Annotated in this window: 17 protein-coding genes and 1 pseudogene; 8 read left to right on the top strand and 10 right to left on the bottom strand. The window is 72.2% G+C overall.

Annotated features, from left to right (window positions below):
- Positions 1–15 precede the first annotated feature (15 nt).
- The gene (locus ACFVWU_RS24545; RefSeq protein WP_387624748.1) at positions 16–2400 is read right to left on the bottom strand and encodes a phosphoketolase; all 2385 of its coding nucleotides are present in this window, start codon (positions 2398–2400) and stop codon (positions 16–18) included.
- A gap of 125 nt (positions 2401–2525) precedes the next feature.
- Here ACFVWU_RS24545 and ACFVWU_RS24540 point away from each other — a divergent pair, with 125 nt between their 5' ends.
- Positions 2526–3134, top strand: coding sequence for a universal stress protein (locus tag ACFVWU_RS24540; RefSeq protein ID WP_387624745.1), 609 nt, complete (start codon positions 2526–2528; stop codon positions 3132–3134).
- Here ACFVWU_RS24540 and ACFVWU_RS24535 read toward each other — a convergent pair.
- Genes ACFVWU_RS24535 through ACFVWU_RS24515 form a run of 5 tightly spaced genes read right to left on the bottom strand, consistent with a single transcriptional unit; the run spans position 3118 to position 8727 of the window.
- Positions 3118–3906: an HPF/RaiA family ribosome-associated protein gene (locus ACFVWU_RS24535; RefSeq protein ID WP_387624742.1), complete on the bottom strand. Its 789-nt coding sequence runs from the start codon at positions 3904–3906 to the stop codon at positions 3118–3120. The genes ACFVWU_RS24540 and ACFVWU_RS24535 overlap by 17 nt on opposite strands.
- A 27-nt stretch (positions 3907–3933) precedes the next feature.
- Entirely contained in the window at positions 3934–4929 is a 996-nt protein-coding gene (locus ACFVWU_RS24530) for a carbamate kinase (RefSeq protein WP_387624739.1), read from the bottom strand.
- Between the two features lie 2 nt (positions 4930–4931).
- Entirely contained in the window at positions 4932–5936 is a 1005-nt protein-coding gene (gene argF / locus ACFVWU_RS24525) for an ornithine carbamoyltransferase (protein WP_387624736.1), read from the bottom strand.
- Positions 5937–5961: 25 nt separating this feature from the next.
- Positions 5962–7185: an arginine deiminase gene (locus tag ACFVWU_RS24520; protein ID WP_387624733.1), complete on the bottom strand. Its 1224-nt coding sequence runs from the start codon at positions 7183–7185 to the stop codon at positions 5962–5964.
- A gap of 18 nt (positions 7186–7203) precedes the next feature.
- A complete protein-coding gene (locus ACFVWU_RS24515; RefSeq protein WP_387624730.1) occupies positions 7204–8727 on the bottom strand; it encodes an amino acid permease in 1524 nt (507 codons plus the stop codon).
- A 453-nt stretch (positions 8728–9180) separates the two neighbouring features.
- Here ACFVWU_RS24515 and ACFVWU_RS24510 point away from each other — a divergent pair, with 453 nt between their 5' ends.
- The 3 genes from ACFVWU_RS24510 (at position 9181) to ACFVWU_RS24500 (ending at position 11439) form a co-directional block, all read left to right on the top strand.
- Positions 9181–9828 carry a hypothetical protein gene (locus ACFVWU_RS24510; protein WP_387624728.1) on the top strand — a complete coding sequence of 216 codons (648 nt, stop codon included), beginning with the start codon at positions 9181–9183 and terminating at the stop codon, positions 9826–9828.
- 419 nt (positions 9829–10247) lie between these two features.
- The gene (locus tag ACFVWU_RS24505; RefSeq protein WP_387624725.1) at positions 10248–10949 is read left to right on the top strand and encodes a response regulator; all 702 of its coding nucleotides are present in this window, start codon (positions 10248–10250) and stop codon (positions 10947–10949) included.
- Positions 10950–11055: 106 nt separating this feature from the next.
- Entirely contained in the window at positions 11056–11439 is a 384-nt protein-coding gene (locus ACFVWU_RS24500; protein WP_387624723.1) for a pyridoxamine 5'-phosphate oxidase family protein, read from the top strand.
- A gap of 58 nt (positions 11440–11497) precedes the next feature.
- Here ACFVWU_RS24500 and ACFVWU_RS24495 read toward each other — a convergent pair whose 3' ends face one another.
- A complete protein-coding gene (locus ACFVWU_RS24495) occupies positions 11498–13183 on the bottom strand; it encodes a GAF domain-containing protein (protein ID WP_387624783.1) in 1686 nt (561 codons plus the stop codon).
- Between the two features lie 213 nt (positions 13184–13396).
- On the opposite strand from ACFVWU_RS24495, the gene ACFVWU_RS24490 reads away from it, so the two are divergent.
- From ACFVWU_RS24490 to pflA, 4 genes are all read left to right on the top strand, one after another.
- Complete coding sequence (locus ACFVWU_RS24490; RefSeq protein ID WP_387624721.1) at positions 13397–14275, top strand: universal stress protein; 879 nt, start codon at positions 13397–13399, stop codon at positions 14273–14275.
- 179 nt (positions 14276–14454) lie between these two features.
- Positions 14455–17118, top strand: coding sequence for a bifunctional acetaldehyde-CoA/alcohol dehydrogenase (adhE, locus tag ACFVWU_RS24485; RefSeq protein WP_387624718.1), 2664 nt, complete (start codon positions 14455–14457; stop codon positions 17116–17118).
- A gap of 11 nt (positions 17119–17129) precedes the next feature.
- Positions 17130–19394: a formate C-acetyltransferase gene (gene pflB, locus ACFVWU_RS24480; protein ID WP_387624715.1), complete on the top strand. Its 2265-nt coding sequence runs from the start codon at positions 17130–17132 to the stop codon at positions 19392–19394.
- A gap of 83 nt (positions 19395–19477) precedes the next feature.
- The gene (pflA, locus tag ACFVWU_RS24475; RefSeq protein ID WP_387624713.1) at positions 19478–20230 is read left to right on the top strand and encodes a pyruvate formate-lyase-activating protein; all 753 of its coding nucleotides are present in this window, start codon (positions 19478–19480) and stop codon (positions 20228–20230) included.
- Between the two features lie 656 nt (positions 20231–20886).
- On the opposite strand, the gene ACFVWU_RS24470 is transcribed toward pflA, so the two are convergent.
- The 3 genes and pseudogenes from ACFVWU_RS24470 to ACFVWU_RS24460 form a co-directional block, all read right to left on the bottom strand.
- A complete protein-coding gene (locus ACFVWU_RS24470; protein ID WP_387624711.1) occupies positions 20887–21648 on the bottom strand; it encodes a DUF1062 domain-containing protein in 762 nt (253 codons plus the stop codon).
- Between the two features lie 282 nt (positions 21649–21930).
- Positions 21931–22278: pseudogene (locus ACFVWU_RS24465) on the bottom strand (IS5 family transposase); the annotation flags it as partial.
- Between the two features lie 103 nt (positions 22279–22381).
- Entirely contained in the window at positions 22382–24154 is a 1773-nt protein-coding gene (locus tag ACFVWU_RS24460; RefSeq protein WP_387624708.1) for a hypothetical protein, read from the bottom strand.
- Positions 24155–24443 lie beyond the last annotated feature (289 nt).

Below are 24443 nucleotides of genomic sequence, written 5' to 3'. Positions count from 1 at the left end.
CCCCCCCACCCTCGGTCAGGAACCCTGGGTCCAGTCTGCGACCTCGGGGAGGTCGGTGCCGTGTTCGCGGATCCAGTCGTGGTGTCGGGCGCGCTGGTCGGCCATCCGCTGCCGGACGGCGGCCGCCCGTACGGCGAGGCCGGGGGTGCGGTCGATGACGTCCATGACCAGGCGGTAGCGGTCGAGGTCGTTGCGGACCACCATGTCGAAGGGCGTGGTGGTGGTGCCGGACTCCTTGTACCCGCGCACGTGCAGCTGCGGGTGGACGGCCCGGCGGTAGGCCAGACGGTGGATCAGCCACGGGTAGCCGTGGTAGGCGAAGATGACCGGCCTGTCGCGGGTGAACAGGGCGTCGAACTCGGCGTCGGGCATCCCGTGCGGATGCTCCTCGGCGGGCATCAGCCGGGCCAGGTCGACCACGTTCACCACCCGCACCGCCAGGTCCGGCAGATGGTGGCGGAGCAGGCCGGCCGCGGCGATCACCTCCTGGGTGGGGACGTCGCCGGCGCAGGCGAGGACGACGTCCGGTTCGCGGGTGCCGTCGTCGGTGCCGGCCCACTCCCAGATGCCGGCGCCGCGGGCGCAGTGGACGCGGGCCTCGTCCAAGGTGAGCCAGTCGAAGCAGGGCTGCTTGCCGGCGACCACGACGTTGACGTAGTCGCGGCTGCGCAGGACGTGGTCGGCGGTGACGAGCAGGGTGTTGGCGTCCGGCGGGAAGTAGACCCGCACGGCCTCGGGGCTCTTGTTCAGAACGTGGTCGACGAAGCCCGGGTCCTGGTGGGAGAAGCCGTTGTGGTCCTGGCGCCAGACGTGGGAGGTGAGCAGGTAGTTGAGCGAGGCGATGGGGGCGCGCCAGGGGATCCGCCGGGTGGTGCGCAGCCACTTGATGTGCTGGTTGACCATCGAGTCGACGATGTGGACGAACGCCTCGTAGCAGGAGAAGAGGCCGTGCCGTCCGGTGAGGAGGTAGCCCTCCAGCCAGCCCTGGCAGGTGTGTTCGGAGAGGATCTCCATCACCCGGCCGTCGTGGGCGAGGTGTTCGTCGGTGGGCAGGGTATCGGCCTGCCATGCCTTGCCGGTGGCTGCGTAGACGGCCTGGAGGCGGTTGGAGGCGGTCTCGTCGGGGCCGACGAGGCGGAAGTCGCGGCGTTCGGCGGTCGCGGCCATCACGTGTTCGAGGAGGTCGCCGAGGATCCGGGTGGGCTCGTGCAGCGTGGCGCCGGGCTTGTCCACGGGTACGGCGTAGCGCTCCAGGGGAGGCAGCGGCAGGTCGCGCAGCAGGAGGCCGCCGTTGGTGTGCGGGTTGGCACCCAGGCGGCGGGGGCCGTCGGGGACGTGGGCGAGCACCCCGGGCACCGGACGGCCGACGGTGTCGAACAGTTCCTCGGGCCGGTAGGAGCGCAGCCAGGTTTCCAGTTGGGCGAGGTGGGCGGGGTTGTCGCGGACCTGGTCCAGCGGCACCTGGTGGGCGCGCCAGGTGCCCTCGACGGGGACGCCGTCGACCTGGGCCGGGCCGGTCCAGCCCTTGGGGGTGCGCAGCACGATCATCGGCCAGGCGGGTCGCCCGGTGGCGCCGTCTTCCCGGGCGGCCCGCTGGATCACGGCGATCCTCTCCACTGCGGTGTCCAGGGCGGCGGCCATGGCTTGGTGGACCGCCAGCGGGTCCTGCCCGGACACGTACAGGGGGTCGTGCCTGTAGCCGCGCAGCAGGGCGTCGAGTTCGTCCTCGGGCAGGCGGGCGAGGACGGTCGGGTTGGCGATCTTGTAGCCGTTCAGGTGCAGGATCGGCAGGACGGCGCCGTCGTGCACGGGGTCGAGGAACTTGTTGCTGTGCCAGGAGGCGGCGAGCGGGCCGGTCTCGGCCTCGCCGTCGCCGATCACGCAGGCCACCAGCAGGCCGGGGTTGTCCAGGGCCGCGCCGTAGGCGTGGGAGAGCGCGTAGCCGAGTTCGCCGCCCTCGTGGATCGAGCCCGGGGTCTCGGGGGCGACGTGGCTGGGCACGCCGCCGGGGAAGGAGAACTGCCTGAACAGCTTCGCCATGCCCTCGGCGTCCCGGGCGACGTCGGGGTAGGTCTCGGTGTAGCTGCCCTCCAGCCAGGAGTTGGCGAGGACGGCGGGTCCGCCGTGGCCCGGGCCCCAGACGCAGATCGCGTCCAGGTCCCACTGTTTGACGATCCGGTTCAGGTGGGTGTGCACCAGGTTGAGGCCGGGTGAGGTGCCCCAGTGGCCGAGCAGGCGGGGCTTGATGTGTTCGGGCCGCAGCGGCTCGCGCAGCAGTGGGTTGGCCATCAGGTAGATCTGGCCGACCGCCAGGTAGTTGGCGGCCCGCCAGTGCGCGTCCAGCTCCTGGATCTCCTGGCCGGAGAGGGCTGCGGGCGCAGGGGACGGGGTGACGGACATGGCTGAGGTCTCCTCTGGTCGTCGGGCGCGGCACCCGGCAGCCGCGCTCGGCACCATCGTCACCGCAGGGACGCGATGGCGTACAGGGCCGGTCGGGGCACGTCGGGACCGGACGGACAGGACCTGTGGCCCTGCGTTCCCGGGCTGCCCGGCCCTGGGCCGGCGCCCGCCGAAGACGACGGCTGGCGGAGCCTGCCGATCGGTGCGCCGGGGAGTCCGAGCGGCCCGGCGGCCCCGATCGGCCCGAGGTGGTCGTCGGCGTCGACACCCGCGGTCCCTCCCCGGAGGTCGTCGAGTTCGCCTTCCGCGAGGCCGCCCGGCGCGGAGCCGTCCTGCGCACCGTCCACGGCTGGGAGCCGCCGGCGGCGCCCGCACCACGTCGGCCTGCGGCTCGGCCCGGTCGCGCACGCCGTACTGCACCACGCGCAGGCACCGGTCGCGGTCGTGCCGCACGACTGACCGGATACCCCCCTCGCAGGCGGGGGCCCCACGAAGGCGTGGGGCCCCCGCCTTTCCTCCTGTCCCCGTACGGTCCGGCGGGGTGCCGGCGGTGGTGGATGTGCCTGGTGAGGGCCCGACAGCCGACTGCGGCGCCTCCCCGGGGCGAGCGGTCCGTACGGCCGGCGCCGGGTCCTTGCTCCGGGTTCCGGCACGGCGCGAGCCGGGGACGGCACCACCGTCCCCGGCTCCACGTCCTCGGCGCGGTTCCTCCAGCCGCTACTGCGCGGGTGTGATGAGGCCGTAGTGGCCGTCGTAGCGGTGGTAGAGGACGTTGCCCCGTCCGGTGGCGGTGTCGGTGAAGAAGACGAACGGCAATCCGGTGAGGTCGAGCCTCGACACCGCCTCGGCCACCGCCAGTTCCGGCACCCCGGCGGTGCTCACGATGAGCCCCGGTTCCGGTTCGCCGGCGGGCCCGGCGGTGGCCAGGTGGTGCCCGTCGGCGTGCTCGTCGCGGTAGACGACGCTGTCGCAGCCGGTGGCGGCGTCGGTGAACAGGTGGAAGTCGTAGTCCATGGCCTCCATCTCGAACACGGCGGCCCGAGCGCTCTGGCTGGGCAGGCTGTACGCCTTGTGCCGCACGATCCGCCGGTCCTCCGGCGCAAGGCCGCGCCGGTGCGGGCAGTGCTCGCGGGCCTCCTCCTCGTTCCACGCGCCGAGGCCGGCCGGGGCGTGGTGACGGTGGGAGTCGCGGTGCTGCCGCACCCGGGCGAGCCGGCGAGTCAGCCGGTCCTGGAGCAGGTCGACGGCCTCCTGCATGGTCGCGGCCGCCACCTGGGCCCGGACCGGGCGGCCGTTGAGATCCACCACGGCCTGGGCGATGGCGGGCTTGACGACTGCGTGGTTGCTCTCCTGGGTGAGCTTCACCCTGGCCGCGAGCACCGGCTCGTGCTGCCGCTCGACGACGGCCAGCAGCTTCGCCTTGGCGTAGTCCGGCGCGGCGAGGGACACCTCGCCCCGGGTCTCGACCTGGATGTCGTGGGCGATCGGCGTGTGCGGACGGTTCATCAGGAGCCCTGCCTTTCGGATGTGGTTTCAGACTGCCGGGTGCCGGGCGGCACCGTCGTCGGCCGGACGTCCCGTCGGCAGGACCCTGGGGCCCTTCTCCCCGCCGTTCAGGGCGGCACGGACGGTGGTCCCCGTGGTGCCCAGGACGGTGCCGAGGGCGTTGTCGAGCGGGCCGATGGCGGCCAGGCCTCCGGTCCTTTCCGCGAACGCGGCGGCCGCCTCGGCCTTGGGCCGCATCGAGCCCTCGGGCAGGTCCAGCGCGCGCAGGCGCTCGGGTGTGGCGGTCACCAGCGGGCGGGGGTGGGCGGTGCCGTAGCGGGTGAACACGTGCGTGACATCGGTGAGGATCAGCAGAGCGTCGGCGTCGAGCTGCTCGGCGAGGAGGGCTGCGGTGAGGTCCTTGTCGACGACGGCCTCGGCTCCCCGGAACAGGCCGGTGTCGCGGTCACGGACGACCGGAACGCCCCCGCCGCCCCCGCAGATCACCACCGCTCCGCCGGCCAGCAGGCGGCGGACGAGGGGCGCTTCGAGCACCACCCGTGGTTCGGGCGACGGGACGACGCGGCGGCGGTGCGCGCCGTCCGGCGCGGTGGTCCAGCCGCGCTCGCGCTCCAGGGTCTCTGCCTGCTGCGCGCCGAGTTGCTGGCCGATGAACTTGGTGGGGTGGGTGAACGCCGGGTCGTGCGGGTCGACCTCGGTGTGGGTGATGAGGGCGGCGACCTCCCGGCCGGGGAGCCGGTTCATCAGTTCCCGGGCGAGCAGGGTGCCGATCATGCCCTGGGTCTGGGCGCCGAGGACGTCCAGCGGGTACGGCGCGGTGAGGGCCGGGTCGGACTCGCTCTCGACGGCGAGCAGGCCGATCTGCGGGCCGTTGCCGTGGGTGATCACCACCTCGTGCCCGGCCTCGACGAGCTCGGCGAGCGAGCGGGCCGCCTGGTGGACATGGTGCAACTGAACCTCGGCGTCCGGGCGTTCGCCCCGCTGGAGCAGGGCGTTTCCGCCGAGGGCGGCGACGATGCGCACGGTCAGTCCCTCCCCAGGGTGGCGACCAGGATCGCCTTGATGGTGTGCATGCGGTTCTCGGCCTGGTCGAACACCAGCGAGGCGGGCGACTCGAAGACCTCGTCGGTGACTTCGAGGCCGTCGAGCCCGTGGCGGGCGGCGAGTTCGGCGCCGAGGTCGGTGCGGGTGTCGTGCAGGGCCGGGAGGCAGTGCAGGAAGGCCGTACCCGGGTTGCCGGTCGCGGCGAGGGTCTTGGCGTTGACCTGGTACGGCAGCAACTGCGCGATGCGGTCGGGCCAGTGGTCGTGGTCCTCGCCCATCGAGACCCACACGTCGGTGTAGAGGTAGTCGGCTCCCTGCACGGCCTGGGTCACGTCCTCGGTGACGGTCAGGCGGGCCCCGCTGTCCAGCGCGAGCGCCCGGCACGCGGCGACGCGCTCCGGCTGCGGCCACAGTGCGCGCGGCGCGGCGATCCGGACGTCCATGCCGAGCAGGCTGCCCATGGCCATCAGGGAGTTGGCGGTGTTGTTGCGGGCGTCGCCGAGGTAGCAGAAGGAGATCTCCTCCAGCGGCTTCCCGCTGTGCTCGCGCATCGTGAAGACGTCGCACAGGCTCTGGGTGGGGTGGCAGGCGTCGGTGAGACCGTTGTAGACCGGTACGCCGGCGCGGCGGGCGAGTTCCGTCACGGTCCCCTGGTCGAAGCCGCGGTACTGGATGGCGTCGTACATCCGGCCGAGGACGCGGGCGGTGTCGGCGACGCTCTCCTTGTGGCCGATGTGGGAGCTGTCCGGGCCGAGGTAGGTGGTGGTGGCGCCCTGGTCGGCGGCGGCGACCTCGAAGGCGCAGCGGGTGCGGGTGGAGTTCTTCTCGAAGATCAGCGCGAGGCGGCGGCCGGTGAGCCGGGGCGTCTCGGTGCCGGCCCGCTTCGCGGCCTTCAGCTCGGCGGCGAGGTCGAGCAGGTGGTGGATCTCGGCGGCGGTGAAGTCGAATTCGTCCAGGTAGTGGCGGCCGCGCAGGTCGGTGGTCATGGTGGCTTCTCCTTTGTGGAGGTGGTCAGTTGGCGGGGTCGCGCTGGATCGGACAGCTCATGCAGCGCGGGCCGCCGCGGCCCCGGCCGAGCTCGGATCCGGCGATGGTGACGATCTCGACGCCCTGCTTGCGCAGGTAGGTGTTGGTAGTGGTGTTGCGCTCGTAGCCGACGACGACGCCGGGTTCGAGGGCGAGGAAGTTGCTGCCGTCGTCCCACTGTTCGCGCTCGGCGGCACGCACGTCCTGCTCGGCCGAGAGGAAGCGCACCTTGTCCAGGCCGAGGGCCTCGGCGAGCGAGGTGGCGAGGTCGGCGTCGGGGTGGACGTCGAAGCCGGCAGGGCGCTCGGGGGCAGGTGTCAGGGTCCAGGAGCGCAGCCGGTCGGCGAGGCCCGGGTAGGCGGCGAAGGTGTCCCGGTCGATCATCGTCAGAACGGTGTCCAGGTGCATGAAGGCGCGGCTCTCGGGCAGCCGGACGGCGATCAGCCGGTACGCGGCGCCGGTCAGGAACAGCTGCCGGGCGAGGGTCTCCACGGCTTGCGGGGTGGTGCGCTCACCCATCCCGACCATCACGACGCCCTCGGCGAGGACATGGACGTCGCCGCCTTCCAGGGTGGTGCCCGGGGCCTGGACGGTGCCGTCCAGCAGCGGGGGCGCGGTTTCGGCGAACAGCGGGTGGTAACGGTAGATCGCCGCGGTGTGCAAGGTCTCCCGGCGACGGGCCGGGCGGGCCATCGGGTTGAGGCTGTAACGCCCGCCGATCCAGCAGGAGTTGTCGCGCGGGAAGAGGTGGTTGGGAAGCGGCGGCAGGGCGAAGTCCTGCTCCCCCAGCGCTCTCCAGACCAGGCTGTGCGGGCTCTTCAGCGGCAGGTCGTCCTTGAGGACGCCGCCGATCAGGTACTCGGCGAGGGTCGGGCCGTCGAGGTCCTCGCACAGTGCCCGGACCGGGTCGACCAGGGCGGGACCGACGGTGGCCTCGGTGACGATCTGTCCGAGCAGCCAGGCCCGGGCCGGCGGCAGGGCGAGGGTCTCGCCGAGCAGGTCGGCGTAGTGGTGGACGCGGACGCCGTGGTCGCGCAGCACCTGGGCGAAGGCGTCGTGCTCCTCGCGGGCGCGCTTGGCCCACAGGATGTCGTCGAACAGGAGATCGTCGACGTTGCGGGGGGTGAGCCGGGCGAGTTCGAGGCCGGGGCGGTGCAGGATGACCTGGCGCAGGCGGCCGGCTTCGGAGTCGACACGCGGGGTGTTCATCGGTGGTGCTCCTTGTTCTCAGTGCTGGTGCCGCGGGCGCAGGGCGCGGAGGATGATCGTCGGCAGGCCGACGGGGTGGGACGTGCGGGCGGGGTGGGCCACCGGTGCGGGGGCGGACGTGTGGGCCGGTGGCGCGGGGTCGGCCGTGCCGGGGCCGGAGGGTGCCGCCGGGGCCGTGGCGCTCCCGCTCCGCTCACGCTTGAGCCAGATGTAGACCGGGATGCCGAGCAGGACGGTGAACAAGCCGTAGTAGACGGTCTGGTAGCCGCTGCCCTGGATCGACCAGTAGGAGAACACCAGGGCGAGGACGGTGACGGTGACGTCCCGGGCCAGGCGCCGCCGGTCGAGCTCGGCGCGGCCGTGCTGCACCAGCCAGAGCAGCTGGGCGGCCGCGGACACCAGGTAGGGGATGACGGCGGTCAGGACGCTCAGCAGCACGATCTCGGTGAAAACCGTGGTGAACTGCGTGTAGCTGACCACGGTGAGCAGCGATGCCAGCAGGGTGGCCGAGACGATGCCGAAGACGGGTACCCGGCCCTGTCCCCGGACCTTGGCGAAGGCGGAGGGGAACAGTCCGTCGCGGGCCGCTGCGAGCGGCATCTCGGCGCAGATCAGCGTCCAGCCGTTGAGTGCCCCGAGGCCGGAGACGATCGCGGCGGCGGCGACCAGGTTCCCGGCCCAGGTGCCGCCGGCGATGGTGTTGAAGGCGTCGGTGAACGGTGCGGTGGAGCCCGTGAGCCGGGCGTGCGGGACGGTGCCGAAGACGGCCAGGGTGCCGAGCAGGTAGATCACGGCGCAGGCCAGCGTGCCGTAGACGGTCGCCCGGGGCACGTTGCGCTTCGGGTCCCGGACCCGGCCGGCGGCGACCGAGGCGGTCTCCAGCCCGATGTAGCTGAACAGGGCGATGGCGCCCGCCGCCGAGACGGCGCCGAGGGCCGACCCTCCGCTCGCGTTGAAGGCCCCGAAGTTGCCGGACTTGACGAACAGTAGTCCGGCGGTCGCCATGAAGCCCAGCGGCAGGAACTTCAGGACGGTGGTGACCACCTGGAAGGCTCCGATGCTCCGCACGCCCGTCAGGTTGACGGCCGCGGGCAGCCAGAGCCCGGCCAGCGCGATCGTGATCGACGCCCAGGTGTGGTGGCCCCTGTTGACGAACACCTCGACGTAACCGACCCAGGCCACCGCGATGGCCGCGTTGCCCGCCCAGGCGGTGATCCAGTACGACCAGGCGGTCAGGAACCCGGCGAACTCGCCGAACGCCTCCCGGGCGTAGACGTACGGGCCACCGCTGCCCGGCACCCGCTCGGACAGCCTCCCGAATACCACCGCCAGCGCGAGGGCGCCGACGGTCACGGCGACGAACGCCACCAGGGCGATCGGCCCGTAGGGGGCGAGCGCGGACGGCAGGGCGAACACCCCCGTCCCGATGATGCTGCCGACGACCAGCGCGGTCGCGGCGGGCAGCCCGAAGCGTGTGTCGGTTCTCCGTTGCCCCGGGGCCGCTGCGGCGGCCCGTCGATCCGAGTGGTCTGGTGCGGACATGAGGGTGCTCCTCGGTCAGAGTGGAAGTCGGGGGCGGGGGTCTTGCCCATCGCTCGCCGATGAAGATCCTCGGTCCGCCGAGCGGCTCCGCCCCAGGGGCCGACGGTCCCTGTCCCCCGTGCCCGCGGTCCCGGTCCGCCCGCCCGGTGGTCCCGGCCCGGACCGGGACCACCGGGGCCCGGCCCCGACCCGTCGCGGTCGACACGGGGAGGTACCGCACCCCGGGCGCACGGCCCGCCGCTCTCGCGACCGGGACCACCGCTGTCGTGACCAGGACCACCGGCCCAGCGGCCGGTCCCTTCGGTCCCTTCTCCCGCCTGGCGCCCGGGCGGGAGATTCGGTGGCCCACGCCGTTCTGCACCACTGCGCCGCCCCGGTCGTCGTGGTCCCCCACCCGTGAGCCGTGCACACCCCTCGCCATCGCCCACCCGAGCAGCGACAAGGAGCACCACCGTGGCCAGCACCCACCGCCCCGCCCGGCCCGACAGCCCGCCCGCACCGCCGTGCGGCCACCTGCGCCGGGCTCTCGGTCTGGAGCGCAATCCGCTCGGCCGTGCCCTCGACCGGGCCCGGAGCCGGGCGGTGGTGCTCACCGCCCTCGGGATCGCGCTCGCGGCACTCCTCGGCACCGGGGCCGCCGTCATCCACCTCGCGGACGGCCGGCGGCAGGCCGAGGCCACGGCCGCCCGCCTGCACCGAGTCGAAGCCTCGGTCCAGGGCTCCGTCCGGAAGGCGGAATCCACCGTCGTCGGAGGGAAGGCCGTCTATCGCGCCGACGCGGCCTGGACCTACCCCGGCAACCAGCGCAACACCGGCAGCATCGACGTCCCCCGGACCACCGGGCCCGGCGCCGTCGTCAGGATCTGGGTCGACCAGAACGGACGCCCGGCCACCGCACCCCCGAGCACCGCCGACCTCGTGGCCGACGCCGTGTTCCTGGGCCTGTTCCTCTTCGGCCTGCTCAGCGTTCTCGCCTCCGCGGGGCTCTGCGCGAGGCTGCGTGCCCTCGACCACCGGGCCGACCGGGCGTGGACGCGGTCCTGGGCCCGGTCGGAGCCCGTGTGGAGCGGCCGTGCCCCGCGCGGCAACCATCACGGCTGACCGGACACGACAGCACGGTTCCCCCTCCCCCAGCCGGCTCCCCCGAAAGGAAGACCGTGCCGGACCGACCCGACACCACCGGTAACGGGCGCGCGCGGCGGCCGGGCTCCCGCACCACTGCGCGCCCCAGATGCTGCTGCGCGTCGGCCACGGGCCGGCCGGCTTCCCCACGCCGCGACGCCTGCCGGTCCCGCCGGTCGGCCGGCGGAGCACCCTGACCCCCTCGGTGTCCGAGGAGGCCGCCGTGTCACGTACCGGATCCCGCGCTCCTCGCTTCGCCCGCCCTGTCCCTGGCCGCTCCGGTGTCCCGGACGAGGTAGGGCCGGACGGCCCTATCGAAACCGCCCCCGGTCACGCCAGACTTCGCGGAGGTTTCACTCGGCCTGCCACCAGGGCGGGCCCACGGGGTTGGAGCGGTGATGACGGAGAGTCCGGCGGCCGGGACGAGCGGCTCAGTGACGGTGTTCCTGCTGGACGACCACGAGGTGGTCCGCCGGGGCGTGCACGACCTGCTGGACGCCGAGCCGGACCTCCAGGTGATCGGCGAAGCCGCCACCGTCGAGCAGGCCCTCGCCCGGGTCCCCGCGCTCCGACCCGATGTCGCCATCCTCGACATGCGGCTGCCGGACGGCGACGGCGTGACGGTCTGCCGCGAACTGCGCTCCCGCATGCCCGAACTGGTCTGCCTGATCCTCACCTCGTTCGACGACGAGGAGGCCCTCCTGGACGCCATCATGGCCGGGGCCGCCGGCTACGTCCTCAAGCAGATCAGCGGCACCGACCTGGTCTCCGCCGTACGAACGGTCGCCTCCGGCCAGTCGATGCTCGACCCCGGCGCCGCCACCCGGCTGATGGCCCGCCTGCGCGGCGACGCCGTCACCGAACAGAGCTCCGACCTGCCCCAGCTCACCGAACGCGAGCGGGACGTCCTCGCCCTGGTCGGCGAGGGACTCACCAACCGCCAGATCGGCCAGCGGCTCTACCTCGCCGAGAAGACCGTCAAGAACCACATCTCCCGCCTGCTGGCCAAACTCGGCGTGGAACGGCGCGTCCAAGCCGCCCTGATCGCCACCCAGACCCTGGCCACCCACGGGAAGCCGACCGGTCGGCCCGGCCGCTGAACCGGCCACCCGGGACACCGGCCCCACCGACCAGGTCCGGTCGGCATCCTCGCCGGGGACCAACGACCCCTCCCCCGCCGCCCGATGCGGCGACACCATCGATGCCATGACACCTGACACCACGCCGCTGGACGGGCGAGAGTGCCGACGGCTCCTCGCGGGCCTCTCGGTCGGCCGGGTCGTCTACACCGTCGGTGCCCTGCCCGCCGTTCAACCCACCCAGTACAGGATCGGCGCCGACGGCAGCGTGCTGCTGAGCGCCATCGCCGGTTCCGAGCTGGTCCGAGCGGTCTCCGGCGCGCTGGTGGCCTTCGAGGCCGGGGAGCTCGACGCGGCAGACGGCACCGGCTGGAGCGTGACTGTCCTCGGCCGCGTCGACGTCACACCCGACCGGACGGCAACCGGTCCGACCGACACGGTCACCGTCCGCATCCTTCCCGAGCTGGTGAGCGGCCGCCTGTTCCCGCCGACCCGCCTGGTCCAACGCTGACCGGATCACCGCCTCCAGCCGGCGGACGGCACGACGAACGCGGTGCCGAGAGGCCGGGTCAGTGTTCCAGCGGCACCGACCAGGACAACCTGGTGCCGCCGCTCGCCGGAGAGGCCAGGTCGAAAACGCCCCCCAGGGTCTCGGCCCGCTCCGCGAGGTTGCGCAGCCCGCTGCGCCGTCCCTGTTCCGGGATGCCCACCCCGTCGTCCCGCACCGTGAGCACCACCCGCGCCCCGGTCGCCTGCAGCACCACCTCGACCCGCCCTGCCCGCGCGTGCCGGGCCGCGTTGCTCAGCGCCTCTCCCAGGACCGCCACCACATGGTCGGCCACCTCCGTGGGCACGTCCGTGTCGAGTAGGCCCTCCATGCTCAGCCTGGGCGGGAAGCCCAGCGCGGCCTGCGCCTCCTCGGCCACTCGCACCACGCGCGACCGCAGGCCCTGGCCGCCCTTCTCCTCCCGCGCCCGCAGGCCGAAGATCGTCGACCTGATGATCTTGATGGTCTCGTCCAGGTCCCCCACCGCACGCAGCACCCGGTCCGAGGCGCCGGGATGGTCGATGACCCGGGCCGCGCTCTGCAGCGTCATCCCCGTGGCGAACAGTCGCTGGATGGCCAGGTCGTGCAGGTCGCGGGCGATCCGGTCACGGTCCTCCAGCATCGCCAGCTGCTCGACGTCGCGGCGGCGTTCCGCCAGTTCCAGGGCCAGCGCGGCCTGGTCGGCGAAGCCCAGCAGCGGGCCGATCTCCCGGTCGGTGAACTCGGGCCGGCCGGCCTCCCTCGCCAACAGCAGCACACCGTCGATCTGTCCCTCGGCCCGGCCCAGTGGGACCGCGACCGCCGGTCCGAGCCCGGCGAACCGGCGCGGCTCGGCGGACAGCCGGGGATCACCGGCCAGGTCCGCCGTGGTCACCGGCACCCCCGAGGCGCAGGCCGCACCCGACAGCGACCCCTCCAGCGGCACCACCAATCCCGCCCGGCCGTCGACGTCCCCGCCCAACGCCAGCTCCACCCGCACCGTGCCGGTCCCCGCCATCGGCACGGAGACGTCGGCCAGGTCCGCGCCGGTGATCTCCCGCGCCCGCTGCGCGATCAGCTCCAGCACCTCCGAACGGGAACCTCCCGACAGCAGGGCGCGGGTGATCTCCCCGCTCGCGCTCAGCCAGTGCTGCTGGCGCCGGGCCTCCTCGTACAGCCGGGCGTTCTCGATTGCCACCCCGGCGGCCACGGCCAGCGTCGAGATCACCGCCTCGTCATCGGCATCGAACTGCTCGCCGCCCTGCTTGTCGGTCAGATAGAGGTTGCCGAAGACCTCCTCGCGCACGCGCACCGGCACGCCCAGGAAGGTCCGCATCACGGGGTGGTGCGCCGGGCACCCGAACGACGAGGGGTGCGCGGACAGGTCTTCCAGCCGCAGCGGCGCCGGGTGGCGGATCAGCTCGCCCAGCAGGCCCCGCCCGGTCGGGTACGGGCCGATCCGGGCTATCTCCTCCTCCGACAGGCCCACCGTGAGGAACTGCGACAGCGTCTCCCCGTCCGGCCCGATCACCCCGAGCGCCGCGTAGCGGGCGTCCACCAGGACCGCCGCCGCCTCCACGATCCTGCGCAGCACCTGCGTCAGATCCAGCTCCCGGCCGACCGACAACACCGCCTCCAGCAGGCTGTGCACCCGGTCCCGGGTGCCCCGGGCCGCGTCGATCCGCGCCTGAAGCTCCTCCAACAGCTCGTCCAACCGCAGTTGCGGCATCCGTGACCGCACCGTCTCGCCGCTCACGGGCCCCTCCTCATCGCCGAAGTCGCGGCCGATTCTCGCAGAGGCCACCGGATCCGGGGACCTTCGGCACCGAGGTGGGGCTGCTCGGCCCCTGTGGCCGAACGCCGGCACGGCGGGAGTCTGGTCGCCGGACGGGACCGCGCCTACGGGTGTCGCGGTCCTCCGCCGACCAGGGAGGTCACAGAGATGTCGCACAGCGTGGTGGTGGGGATCGACGGCTCGGCACAAAGTGCGGCGGCGGCCGAGTGGGCCGCCCGCGAGGCCCACCGGAACGGGCTCGCGCTGCGGATGGTCCTTGTCGCCGGCGGCGAGGTGGACGCGCTCGACCGCGACCTCGGCGGCAGCAGCGAGCTGCCGGGCCCGGTGGCCGAGATTCGGGACCGGATCCGGGCCGAGTTGCCCGACCTGGCGGTCTCCTGCGAGATCATCCCCGGGAACCCGGCCCACGCACTCGCCGCCGCCTCCCGGCGAGCCGCGCTGCTGGTCCTCGGGTCGCGCGGCCTGGGTGGCTTCACCGGGCTGCTGGTCGGCTCGGTCGGGCTGCGCGCCGCCTCCCGAACCGACTGCCCGGTGGTGCTGGTCCGCGCCGGATCGGACGGAGGAACCGGGACGGACGGACCGGCCGCGGCGCCCGGCCCCGTCGTCGTGGGCGTCGAGGGCGACCGGCCGTGCGACGCGGTGCTCGCCTTCGCGTTCCGGCACGCGGCCGGCACCGGCGCCCGGCTGCGGGTGATGGAGAGCCGCAACACCTTCCACGGGCCGTACACCACCGAGGCGCCGGTGGGCGCGCGGGAGATCGGGGAGTCCCTGGCGGCCGCCGAGCAGGTGCGGCTCCAGGACGCGCTGTCGCGTTGGCGGGACAAGTTCCCCGAGGTCCGCACGACGGCGGAGGTGTGCCCGTGGAGCCCGAGCCGGATGCTCGTGGAAGCCTCCCGCACCGCCTCGCTGGTCGTCCTCGGCCGGCGCGCTCCCCAGCACCCGATGGCCGGACCCCGCTTGGGGGCGGTGGCCCAGTCGGTGCTCCACCACGCCCATGGCCCGGTCGCCGTCGTACCGCACGACTGAACCGTCCACCGGGTCCCGGCCGCGGGACCAACCGCGCGCCGGGCCCGGGACCTTCGGCCGAAAGCGGGTCCCATTGGTCGGATCCCCCGGCGCGCCGTACGAGGAAGCCTTGAGGAGAAGGCGCACGGCACCCGCCCGGCGCCCTGAGCTCGGACGATGGTCCGGAGAGGTGGTCCACCATGGCACGTCGCCCGCACCACGAGCCGAAGGCGGCTCCCGCGAGCACCAGCCTTCCCAGCCTCACGCCCCAGCCGCCCACCGCCGTCGACCGGCTGGTACGGAACGCGCTCGAAGCGCTGGCCGCGTACGCCTCGTTCACCCAGGAACAGGTCGATCACATCGTCAAGAAGGCCTCGCTGGCAGCGTTGGCCGAGCACACCGGGCTCGCAGTGCTGGCCGTGGAGGAGACCGGGCGCGGGGTCTTCGAGGACAAGGCGGTGAAGAACGTCTTCGCCTGCGAGAACGTCACCCACGTGATGGCCCGGACCAGGACGGTCGGGGTGGTGAACCGCGACGAGATCGACGGCATCGTGGAGATCGCCGAGCCGGTGGGGGTGGTCGCCGGCATCACTCCGGTGACCAACCCGACCTCCACCACGATCTTCAAGTGCCTGCTCGCGCTCAAAACCCGCAACCCGATCGTGTTCGCCTTCCACCCGTCGGCCCAACGCTGCTCGGCCGAGGCGGCCCGGATCGTCCGGGACGCGGCGGTGGCGGCCGGCGCCCCGGCGCACTGCATCCAGTGGATCGCGGAACCGTCGATGGCCACCACCCACGCCCTGATGAACCATTCGGACGTCGCCACCGTCCTGGCCACCGGCGGCAACGCGATGGTGCGGGCCGCGTACTCCTGCGGAAAGCCGGCGCTGGGCGTCGGTGCGGGCAACGTCCCCGCGTACGTGGAGAGGAGCGCGGACCTGAAGCGGGCGGTGAACGACATCGTGCTGTCGAAGTCCTTCGACAACGGCATGATCTGCGCCTCCGAGCAGGCCGTCGTGCTGGACGCGGAGATCCGGGAGGCGGCGCTGTCCGAGTTCCGAACGCTGAAGGCGCACCACGCGAGCGCCGAGGAGAAGGCGCTGCTGGAGCGGTACCTGTTCGGGACCGGGGACGGTACGGCGTGCGCCGGCGACCGATTGAACGCCGAGGTGGTGGGCCGCTCGGCGGCGCAGGTCGCGGAGGCGGCGGGCTTCGAGGTGCCGGCGCAGACCTCGGTGATCCTCGTCGACTGCGAGCGGGTCGGGCCCGAGGAGCCGCTGACCCGGGAGAAGCTCTGCCCGGTCCTGGCCGTACTCACCGCCCGCTCCCGCGCGGACGGCGTCGAACTGGCCGCCGCGATGGTGGAGTTCAACGGCCTCGGACACTCGGCGGCGGTGCACACCGAGGACGCGGCGTTCGTCGAGGAGTTCGGGCACGCGGTCAAGGCCTGCCGGATCATCTGGAACGCGCCCAGCTCGCAGGGCGGCATCGGCGACGTCTACAACGCCTTCACGCCCTCGCTGACCCTGGGCTGCGGCAGCTACGGGCACAACTCGGTGTCCGGGAACGTCTCGGCGCTGAACCTCGTCAACATCAAGCGGATCGGGCGGCGCAACACCAACATGCAGTGGTTCAAGGTCCCGCCGAAGATCTACTTCGAGCGCAACTCGGTCAAGTACCTGGCGAGCATGCCGAACGCGCACCGGATCGTCGTCGTCACCGACCGGACCATGGTGGACATCGGCCACCTGGAGCGGATCCGGGGCGTGCTCGGCCGGCGCCGCGACCCGGTCGAGGTGCGGGTCATCGACTCCGTCGAGCCGAATCCGAGCATCGACACCGTCCGCAAGGGCGCCGCGCTGATGCGGGAGTTCGAGCCGGACACGATCGTCGCGCTGGGCGGCGGCTCGCCGATGGACGCCGCCAAGGTGATGTGGCTGATGTACGAGCACCCGGAGGTGGAGTTCGCGGACCTGAAGGAGAAGTTCTTCGACATCCGCAAGCGCGCCTTCACCTTTCCCGACCTTGGCGAGAAGGCCAAGCTGGTGTGCGTTCCGACCACCTCGGGCACCGGCAGCGAGGTCACCCCGTTCGCGGTCATCACCGACACCGCCACCGGCCAGAAGTACCCGCTCGCCGACTACGCGCTCACCCCGAGCGTGGCCATCGTGGATCCGACGCTGACCGCAGGCCTGCCGAAGCACGTGACCGCGGACACCGGCTTCGACGCGCTCACCCACTGCATCGAGACCTACGTGTCCGTCTACGCCAACGACTTCACCGACGGACTCGCGCTCCAGGGCATCCGGCTGATCTTCGACAACCTGGAGCGCGCGGTACTGAACGGCCCGGACGACCCCTTCGCCCGCGAGCGGATGCACAACGCCGGCACGATCGCCGGGATGGCCTTCGGCTCCGCCTTCCTCGGCGCCGTACACGCCATGGCCCACACCCTCGGCGCGACCTTCCACATCGCCCACGGCCGCACCAACGCCCTGCTGCTGCCGCACGTGATCCGCTGGAACGGCTCCGCCCCCGCCAAGGTCACCGGCTGGCCCAAGCACCAGCACTACACCGCCCCCGAGCGTTACCAGGCCATCGCCCGGATGCTCGGCCTGCCGGCCGTCACCCCCGACCAGGGCGTCGAGTCCCTCGCGGCGGCGGTGGAGGACCTGCGTGACAGGGCCGGCATCCCGCGCTCCTTCAAGGCGGCCGGAGTCGACGAGGCCGCGTTCCTGGCGGCCCTCCCCCAGCAGGCCATGAACGCCTACGAGGACCAGTGCGCCCCCGCCAACCCCCGGATGCCGATGCTCGCCGACATGCAGCAGCTGATGCGCCAGGCCTACTACGGCGACCAGGCCTGAGAGGACATGAGATGACCACCTCGCAGCACGAGCGGACCACCGTCGCCTGGGACGGCTTCGTGAAAGGATCCTGGCGGGACACCGTCGACGTTCGCGACTTCATCCAGCGCAACTACACCCCGTACGAGGGCGACGCCGGCTTCCTCACCGGCCCCACCGAGCGGACCACCGACGTGTGGCGGCAGATCACCGACCGCTTCCCCGAGGAACGCGCCAAGGGCGTGTACGACGTCGCACACGATGTCCCGGCCGGCATCACCGCGCACGCACCCGGATACATCGACCGGGAGAAGGAGCTGATCGTCGGCCTGCAGACCGACGCCCCACTGAAGCGGGCGATCATGCCGTACGGCGGCTGGCGAATGGTGGCGGGCGCGCTGCGAACCTACGGCTACCCGGTCGATCCGGAGCTGGAGAAGGTCTTCACCCGGTACCGCAAGACCCACAACGACGGCGTCTTCGACGCCTACACCCCGGAGATCCTCGCCGCCCGCAAGGCCGGCGTCATCACCGGGCTTCCGGACGCCTACGGCCGCGGCCGGATCATCGGCGACTACCGCCGCGTCCCGCTCTACGGCGTGGACCGGCTGATCTCGGCCAAACGGGCCGAGAAGGCCGAGCTCGACGCAGCGCCCACCGACCCGGCACGGCTCGAGGAGACCATCCGCGAACGCGAGGAACTCGCCGAGCAGATCCGGGCGTTGGAGGAACTCAAGGAGATGGCCTCGGCCTACGGGCAGGACATCTCGGGCCCGGCCGCCACCGCCCGCGAGGCCGTCCAGTGGCTGTACTTCGCCTATCTGGCGGCGGTCAAGGAGCAGAACGGCGCGGCGATGTCGCTCGGCCGCACCTCGACCTTCCTCGACGTCTACCTCCAACGCGACCTCGCGGCCGGGCACCTGACCGAACAGCAGGCCCAGGAACTGGTGGACGACTTCGTCATCAAGCTGCGGATCGTCCGCTTCCTGCGCACCCCCGAGTACGACGAGCTGTTCTCCGGGGACCCGACCTGGGTCACCGAGTCCATCGGCGGCATCGGCACCGACGGCCGCACCCTCGTCACCCGGACCTCCTTCCGCTACCTGCAGACCCTCTACAACCTGGGCCCGGCCCCCGAACCGAACATGACGGTCTTCTGGTCCCCGCAACTCCCGCAGGGTTTCAAGGAGTTCTGCGCCCGCGCGTCCATCGACTCCTCCTCGATCCAGTACGAGTCGGACGAGCTGATGCGCCCGCGCTTCGGCGACGACACCGCCATCGCCTGCTGCGTCTCCGCCATGGAGGTCGGCAAGCAGATGCAGTTCTTCGGCGCCCGGGTCAACCTCGCCAAGACCCTGCTGTACGCGATCAACGGCGGCCGGGACGAGCGGTCCGGCGCCCAGGTCGGCCCGGCCACCGAGCCGGTCGGCGGAGCCGTGCTCGACTACGACGAGGTACTGGCCCGCCTCGACGAGCAGCTGGAGTGGCTGGCCGGGACGTACGTCCACGCGCTCGACGTCATCCACTACATGCACGACAGGTACGCCTACGAGCGGATCGAGATGGCCCTGCACGACCGGGACGTCCGGCGCACCATGGCCTGCGGCATCGCCGGACTCGCGGTGGCCGCCGACTCGCTGTCCGCGATCAGGTACGCCGAGGTCAGGCCGGTACGGGACGAGACCGGCCTGGTCACCGACTACCTGGTCGACGGCGACTACCCGGCGTACGGCAACAACGACGACCGGGCGGACGAGATCGCGGTCCGGCTGGTCGAGGAGTTCATGGCGAAGGTCCGCAAGCACCCCACCTACCGGGGCGCCGAGCACACCCAGTCCGTGCTCACCATCACCTCCAACGTCGTCTACGGCAAGAAGACCGGCAACACCCCGGACGGCCGCCGCGCCGGCGAACCGTTCTCCCCCGGCGCCAACCCGATGAACGGGCGCGACGTCCACGGCTACGTGGCCGGGGCACTGTCTGTCGCCAAGCTCCCGTACGAGCACGCCGAGGACGGCATCTCGCTCACCAACACCGTCACCCCGGACGCGCTCGGCCGCACCCCCGAGGAACGGGTGCGCAACCTGGTCGGTGTGCTGGACGGCTACACCACCTGCCACGGCTTCCACATGAACGTCAACGTCCTCAACCGGGACACCCTCCTGGACGCCATGGCCCACCCGGAGAAGTACCCGCAGCTCACCATCCGGGTCAGCGGCTACGCGGTCAACTTCGTCCGGCTCACCCGCGAACAGCAGCTCGACGTGATCGGCCGCACCTTCCACGACGTGCTGTAGCCCCCGACACCCGCTCGCGGTGCCGGCGCCCCCCCGACCACCGGCGCCGGCACCGCGCCGCCCCGCAGAAGGAGCACACCTCCATGGCCACGGCCGCCCCGCAACCGGTCACCGGCATGCTGCACTCCTGGGACCTGTCCACGGGTGTCGACGGTCCCGGCACTCGCTTCGTCACCTTCCTCGCCGGCTGCCCGCTGCGCTGCCTGTACTGCCACAACCCCGACACCCGCTCCATGCACCACGGCCGCCCCTGCTCGGCCGAGGAGATCGTGCGCGAGGCCGCCAAGTACACCGAATTCATCCGCGCCTCAGGCGGCGGCGCCACCGTCAGCGGCGGTGAGCCGCTCCTCCAACCCGCCCTCACCGGCGAACTGCTGCACCGGTTCAAGCACGAACTCGGCCTGCACACCGCATTGGACACCTCCGGCTTCCTCGGCGCCCGCGCCGACGACACGCTGCTCGCCGACACCGACCTCGTCCTGCTCGACATCAAGTCCTGGGACCGCGCCCTCTACCGGCACCTGACCGGACAGCGGCTCGGCCCCACGCTCGACTTCGCCCGCCGCCTGGCCGACCTGGGCAGGGAGGTCTGGCTGCGGTTCGTCCTCGTGCCACACCTGACCGACCCCGCCGCGAACATCGAGGGCGTCGCCGCCTTCGCCGCCTCGCTCGGCAACGTCACCCGGGTCGACGTCCTGCCCTTCCACAAACTCGGCGCCGCCAAGTGGCGCGCCCTCGGGCTCGACTTCCCCCTCGCCGACACCCCGGTGCCCGCGCCGGACCAGATCGCCCGAGCCCGGGCGATCTTCGCCGCACAGGGCCTGCACACTGTCTGAACCCGGACGGGTTCCCCGGCAGGTCCCGGGCTGTGGTACGGCTGCTCGGCACCGCCGCCCGGACCATCCCGGTTCCACCTGCCCCCAAGCGGACTCCCGGCTCCGCTCGGCCCGCCGATCCCGAAGCGGACGCGGCCGGCGCCCGTGCCGATCCGCCACCAGCCGGACGAGACACCGTGGCAGGGCCTCGTCGCCCGCCTGGTGGAGGTGGTGCGGGAGGTGAGGGCCTTGGACGCCCGCGCGGGGCGTTCACCACCAAGGTCCACCTGAGTGCGGACGGCCGCTGCCGCCCGCTGTCCCTGATCATCACACCAGGGCAGCGGGCGGACTGCACGCAGTTCGAGCCAGTGCTGGAGAAGCTCCGTGTCCCGCGGATCGGGCCGGGCAGGCCCCGCAAGAAGCCCGACAGTCTGGCCGCTGACAAGGCCGTACAGCAACGGGCCGTGCCGCGACTACCTGCGCGGACGCGGCATCCGGCACACGATCCCGGAGAAGACCGACAGCCAGGCCGCCCGCCTGCGCAAGGGATCGCGCGGAGGGCGGCCACCGGCATTCGACCTGGAGCGGTACAAGAACCGGAACACCGTCGAACGGGCCATCAACAAGCTCGAGCACGCCAGAGCAGTCGCAACCCGATACGACAAACGCGGATACGTCTACCTCGGAACCGTCACCGCAGCCGCCCTCGTCATCTGGCTCCGCACATGATCGACCGGGCAAGTCCTAGCCGCCGTGGCCCGGCGTGGGAGCTCCCGGCCGGGTGCGGGCGGCAGCCCGATCCGATCCAGGTCGGTGCGTTCGGCGTCGGGCGCATCGAGGGACTTCGCGTGCTTGGCCGCATCGACGGAACCGGGTCCGTGGATGGTGAGTTCGAAGTCCTGGTGCGCCTTGGCGTCCGGCGCGAACGGCAGGCGGATCCGCCCGTCCGCGACCAGACGGCGCACCTCGGCCCGGCTCAGGCCGAGACCGAGCTGGAGCAGCCGCTCCACCCGGACCGGCGCGGGCAGCTCGAAGCGCACCTGCACCGAGAGCGGGTTCGGGTCGTCGAGCGCGTACAGCGGCATGCCGGTCTCCAGCTCCCACGTCCCGGTCCAGTCGAGCCGGTACCGGTTCTTCGCCGCGAGCGCCACGCTCATCACCAACTCCCGTACCGCTGCCGGGTCGTTGATCTCGTACGCCACCAGCCGGGCCGGCTCCAGCGTCGAGACGTGGACGCGCTCGTGGACGGGCACCTTCGAGGTCCGGTCGCACGTCGCGCAGCTCAGCAGCAGCCAGACGTCGAGCAGCTTGCCGTTCGCGTTGGCGCGGATCTTCCCCGAGGCGCGGTGCCGCATGCCGGGGCAGTCCGGGCAGGACCGGACGACAGTGGGCAGGGCGGACTGACGCACGGCCCACAGGGCCTTGCGGTCGGTATTCATGTGTGTTGGGTGCTTTCAGGACTCAGCAGGAGCGCATGCCGAACTCACTCGGCGGCTCCCGCTCTCTGACGGATGCTCACGAGGGGCGCGACCCATCGCCCCGGGGCCGGGTCGTCAGGCTCCGAGGTCGATCGCGCGACAGGTACGTACTACGTGGCAGTCATCAAAAGTCCATGCGGGAGATCATGATCGAGACGGCGGCCCGCGGCAACCGAATTTCCCCGTGCCCTCGGCCAGCGGTCGCGCGCAGCCCCGCCCACCTGCCGCACCACCTCCACCAGGCGGGCGACGAGGCCCTGCCACGGTGTCTCGTCCGGCTGGTGGCGGATCGGCACGGGCGCCGGCCGCATGCTGGTGGGCGCGGACGATGGTGGAGTCGACGGCGATGTTCCAGTCGATGTCGCCGGCCGCGTCCGCTTCGGCCTGGACCTGCTGGAGCAGGCGCTCCCAGGTCCCGTCGGCCGACCACAGCCGGTGGCGTTCGTAAACCGTCTTCCACGGACCGAACTGCTCGGGCAGGTCACGCCAGTGCACTCCGGTCCGCACCCGGTGCAGGATCCCGTCGATCACCTGCCGGTGGTCGCGCCACCGGCCGCAACGCCTGTTGCTGACCGGAAGGAACGGCCGCAACCGTTCCCACTCGCCCTATGGATGATCGGCCCAGCTCCTGGCCGCGCAGCGGACGGCCCGCCTCGCGCGGTGTCCCTGCGCGGGGCGGGCCGTCGAACACTCGCTACAGGACGCGCACCTGCGGCGGGTTGCCGGTGGAGATGGAGAGCTGCCCCTGCTGGATCTGGACGTCGCTGCCCCTGAACAGCACCCCGTTCTCCTTGGTCATCGAGACGCCGCCGGTCTGGAAGGAGACCGCCATGCCCCGCTCCAGGCTCACCCACTTCTTGAACTCGTTGATCCCGTAGAAGATGATCCGGTCCGGCATGGTGACGAACATCCGCTCACCGTCGTGGCTGAGCTTCATCCCGCCGCCCACGGTCAGCAGCCCCTTCACGTGCGCCTCGCCGGAGACCCGGGCCTCGACCGTGTGCAGCTCGTGCAGGTTCGCCTTGCCGGCGATGACGGCGCCGAGGTCGTGACCACCGTCGCGCAGGACGCGCACGCCTTCCGGGGGGAACTCGATCCAGCCGTCCCCGGTGCCGCGGCCCTGGACCCACTTGGTGTTGATGCCGTTGAGGTCGGCCTTGTCGGCGGCGACGTTGCCCCAGGCATCGCCGCCGTCCTTGCGGACGTTGATGCCGGACTGCGGGAACTCCACCCAGCCCTTGCCGCCATCGCGATCGCCCACCCAGGTGGTGTTCACGCCACTGACGTCGACCTTGTCGGCGGTGAGGGTGCCGCGCTCCTGCCTCCCGTCGTCCTTGTAGAGGGTGGCGCCGGGCTCGGTGAACTCGATCCAGCCCTGGCCGGCCTCGCGCCTGCCCACCCACGTGGTGTCGACGCCCTCCGCGTCGACCCGGGCAGCCGTGAGAACGCCCGGAGTGGCGTCGTGGCCGTGGTAGACGTTGACGCCGCGGTCCGGGAAGGTGATCCAGCCGGCGCTGTCGGTGAGCCCCTGGACCACACGGGTGGTGACGTCGTCGGCCGTTACCCTTCCCAAACTGCCGTTCGGGCGGTGGGCCTCCACGCCGTCCGCGGCGAAAGTGACCCGGCCCTTGTTCACCGTCCCCTCCACCCACAGGGTGCGCGTCCCGCTCTCGAACTCGGGGACGACCGCATGGACGGTGGTGGTGAGGAAGTACCCGCGCTGCTGCCCGGCACCGGGCGCCTTCGCGACGAGGGTGTAGGTGGTGCCGCGCTTCGGGGCGGAGGTTTTCCAGGAGTACTCCTGGTGGGCCGCAGCCGCGCCCGGCACCGCCGGTTCGCGGTGGACCTCGGCCCCCGTCTGGTCGAGGATCGCGTAGTCGAGGTCGTTGGGCCCGTCCCACTGGAGCACGAGCGGCTCGTTCGCGTCACCGTTCAGCAGGGACTTCTGCGGACGGAAGCTGCGCGGGACCCGCGGCGTCTGCTTCGCCAGACCGAGGTGGGTGGTGTAGTGGTCGTGCCGCATGGCGAGGTTGTCGTCGCCGCCGCCCGCCTTCTCCCGGATCTCCAGCAGGCTCAGGCCCGCGCCCTCGGAGACCGGGATGTTCTCCAGCTTCAGCACCAGCGCCCCGTGGGCGGGCAGGAGCGCGTTCCTGTGAGTGGGAACCGGCGTGCGGGAGAGCTGCGCCCGGAAGCAGTCGTTGTCGTTGTCCCACGCGAACTCCAGCGCGTCGTCCCGCGGGCTCTGGTACGTCCGCTCGATGCTCGCGGTGACCGCCGAGGGATCGTCCGTCAGGTTCGAGGACAGGGCGAGCAGCGGCATGGCCACATCGATGTAGTCCCACACCACCGGGGACTGGTGGGTGTTGGAGACGATCACGTACACCGTCCCCAGGGACGGTTCGCCCGTGAGCGACGCTCGGAGCGACGTCGGATTCGACACGATCTCGTAGTGCAGCAAGGACGGCACGGTGCGGACTCCCTACCTCGGCCTTACACGCGATGCGGGCTGACGACGGAACGGGCGCAACAGTCGTGTCGACGGTAAGCACCGTCCCGTCGTCCGGGAGCCGCGATTGCCCGGAGCTGGCCCGAACCGATCCCCGGTCTGGCCCGAATGTCGGCATGAACTCCGCTGGTTCAGCCGTCGGGGCCGGGGCGCCCGCGCCTCGGCGTAGGGCTCGGAGAGGATCTCGTCTCCGGCCCGAGACGGATGACCGCAGCGGGCTGGTCCGACAGAGTGATCCCGCTCTCGCTGC

Origin of the sequence: Kitasatospora sp. NPDC058190 (assembly GCF_042883685.1) — a bacterium.
Taxonomy (GTDB): domain Bacteria; phylum Actinomycetota; class Actinomycetes; order Streptomycetales; family Streptomycetaceae; genus Kitasatospora.
This window is presented reverse-complemented; position numbering and strand designations above follow the sequence as displayed.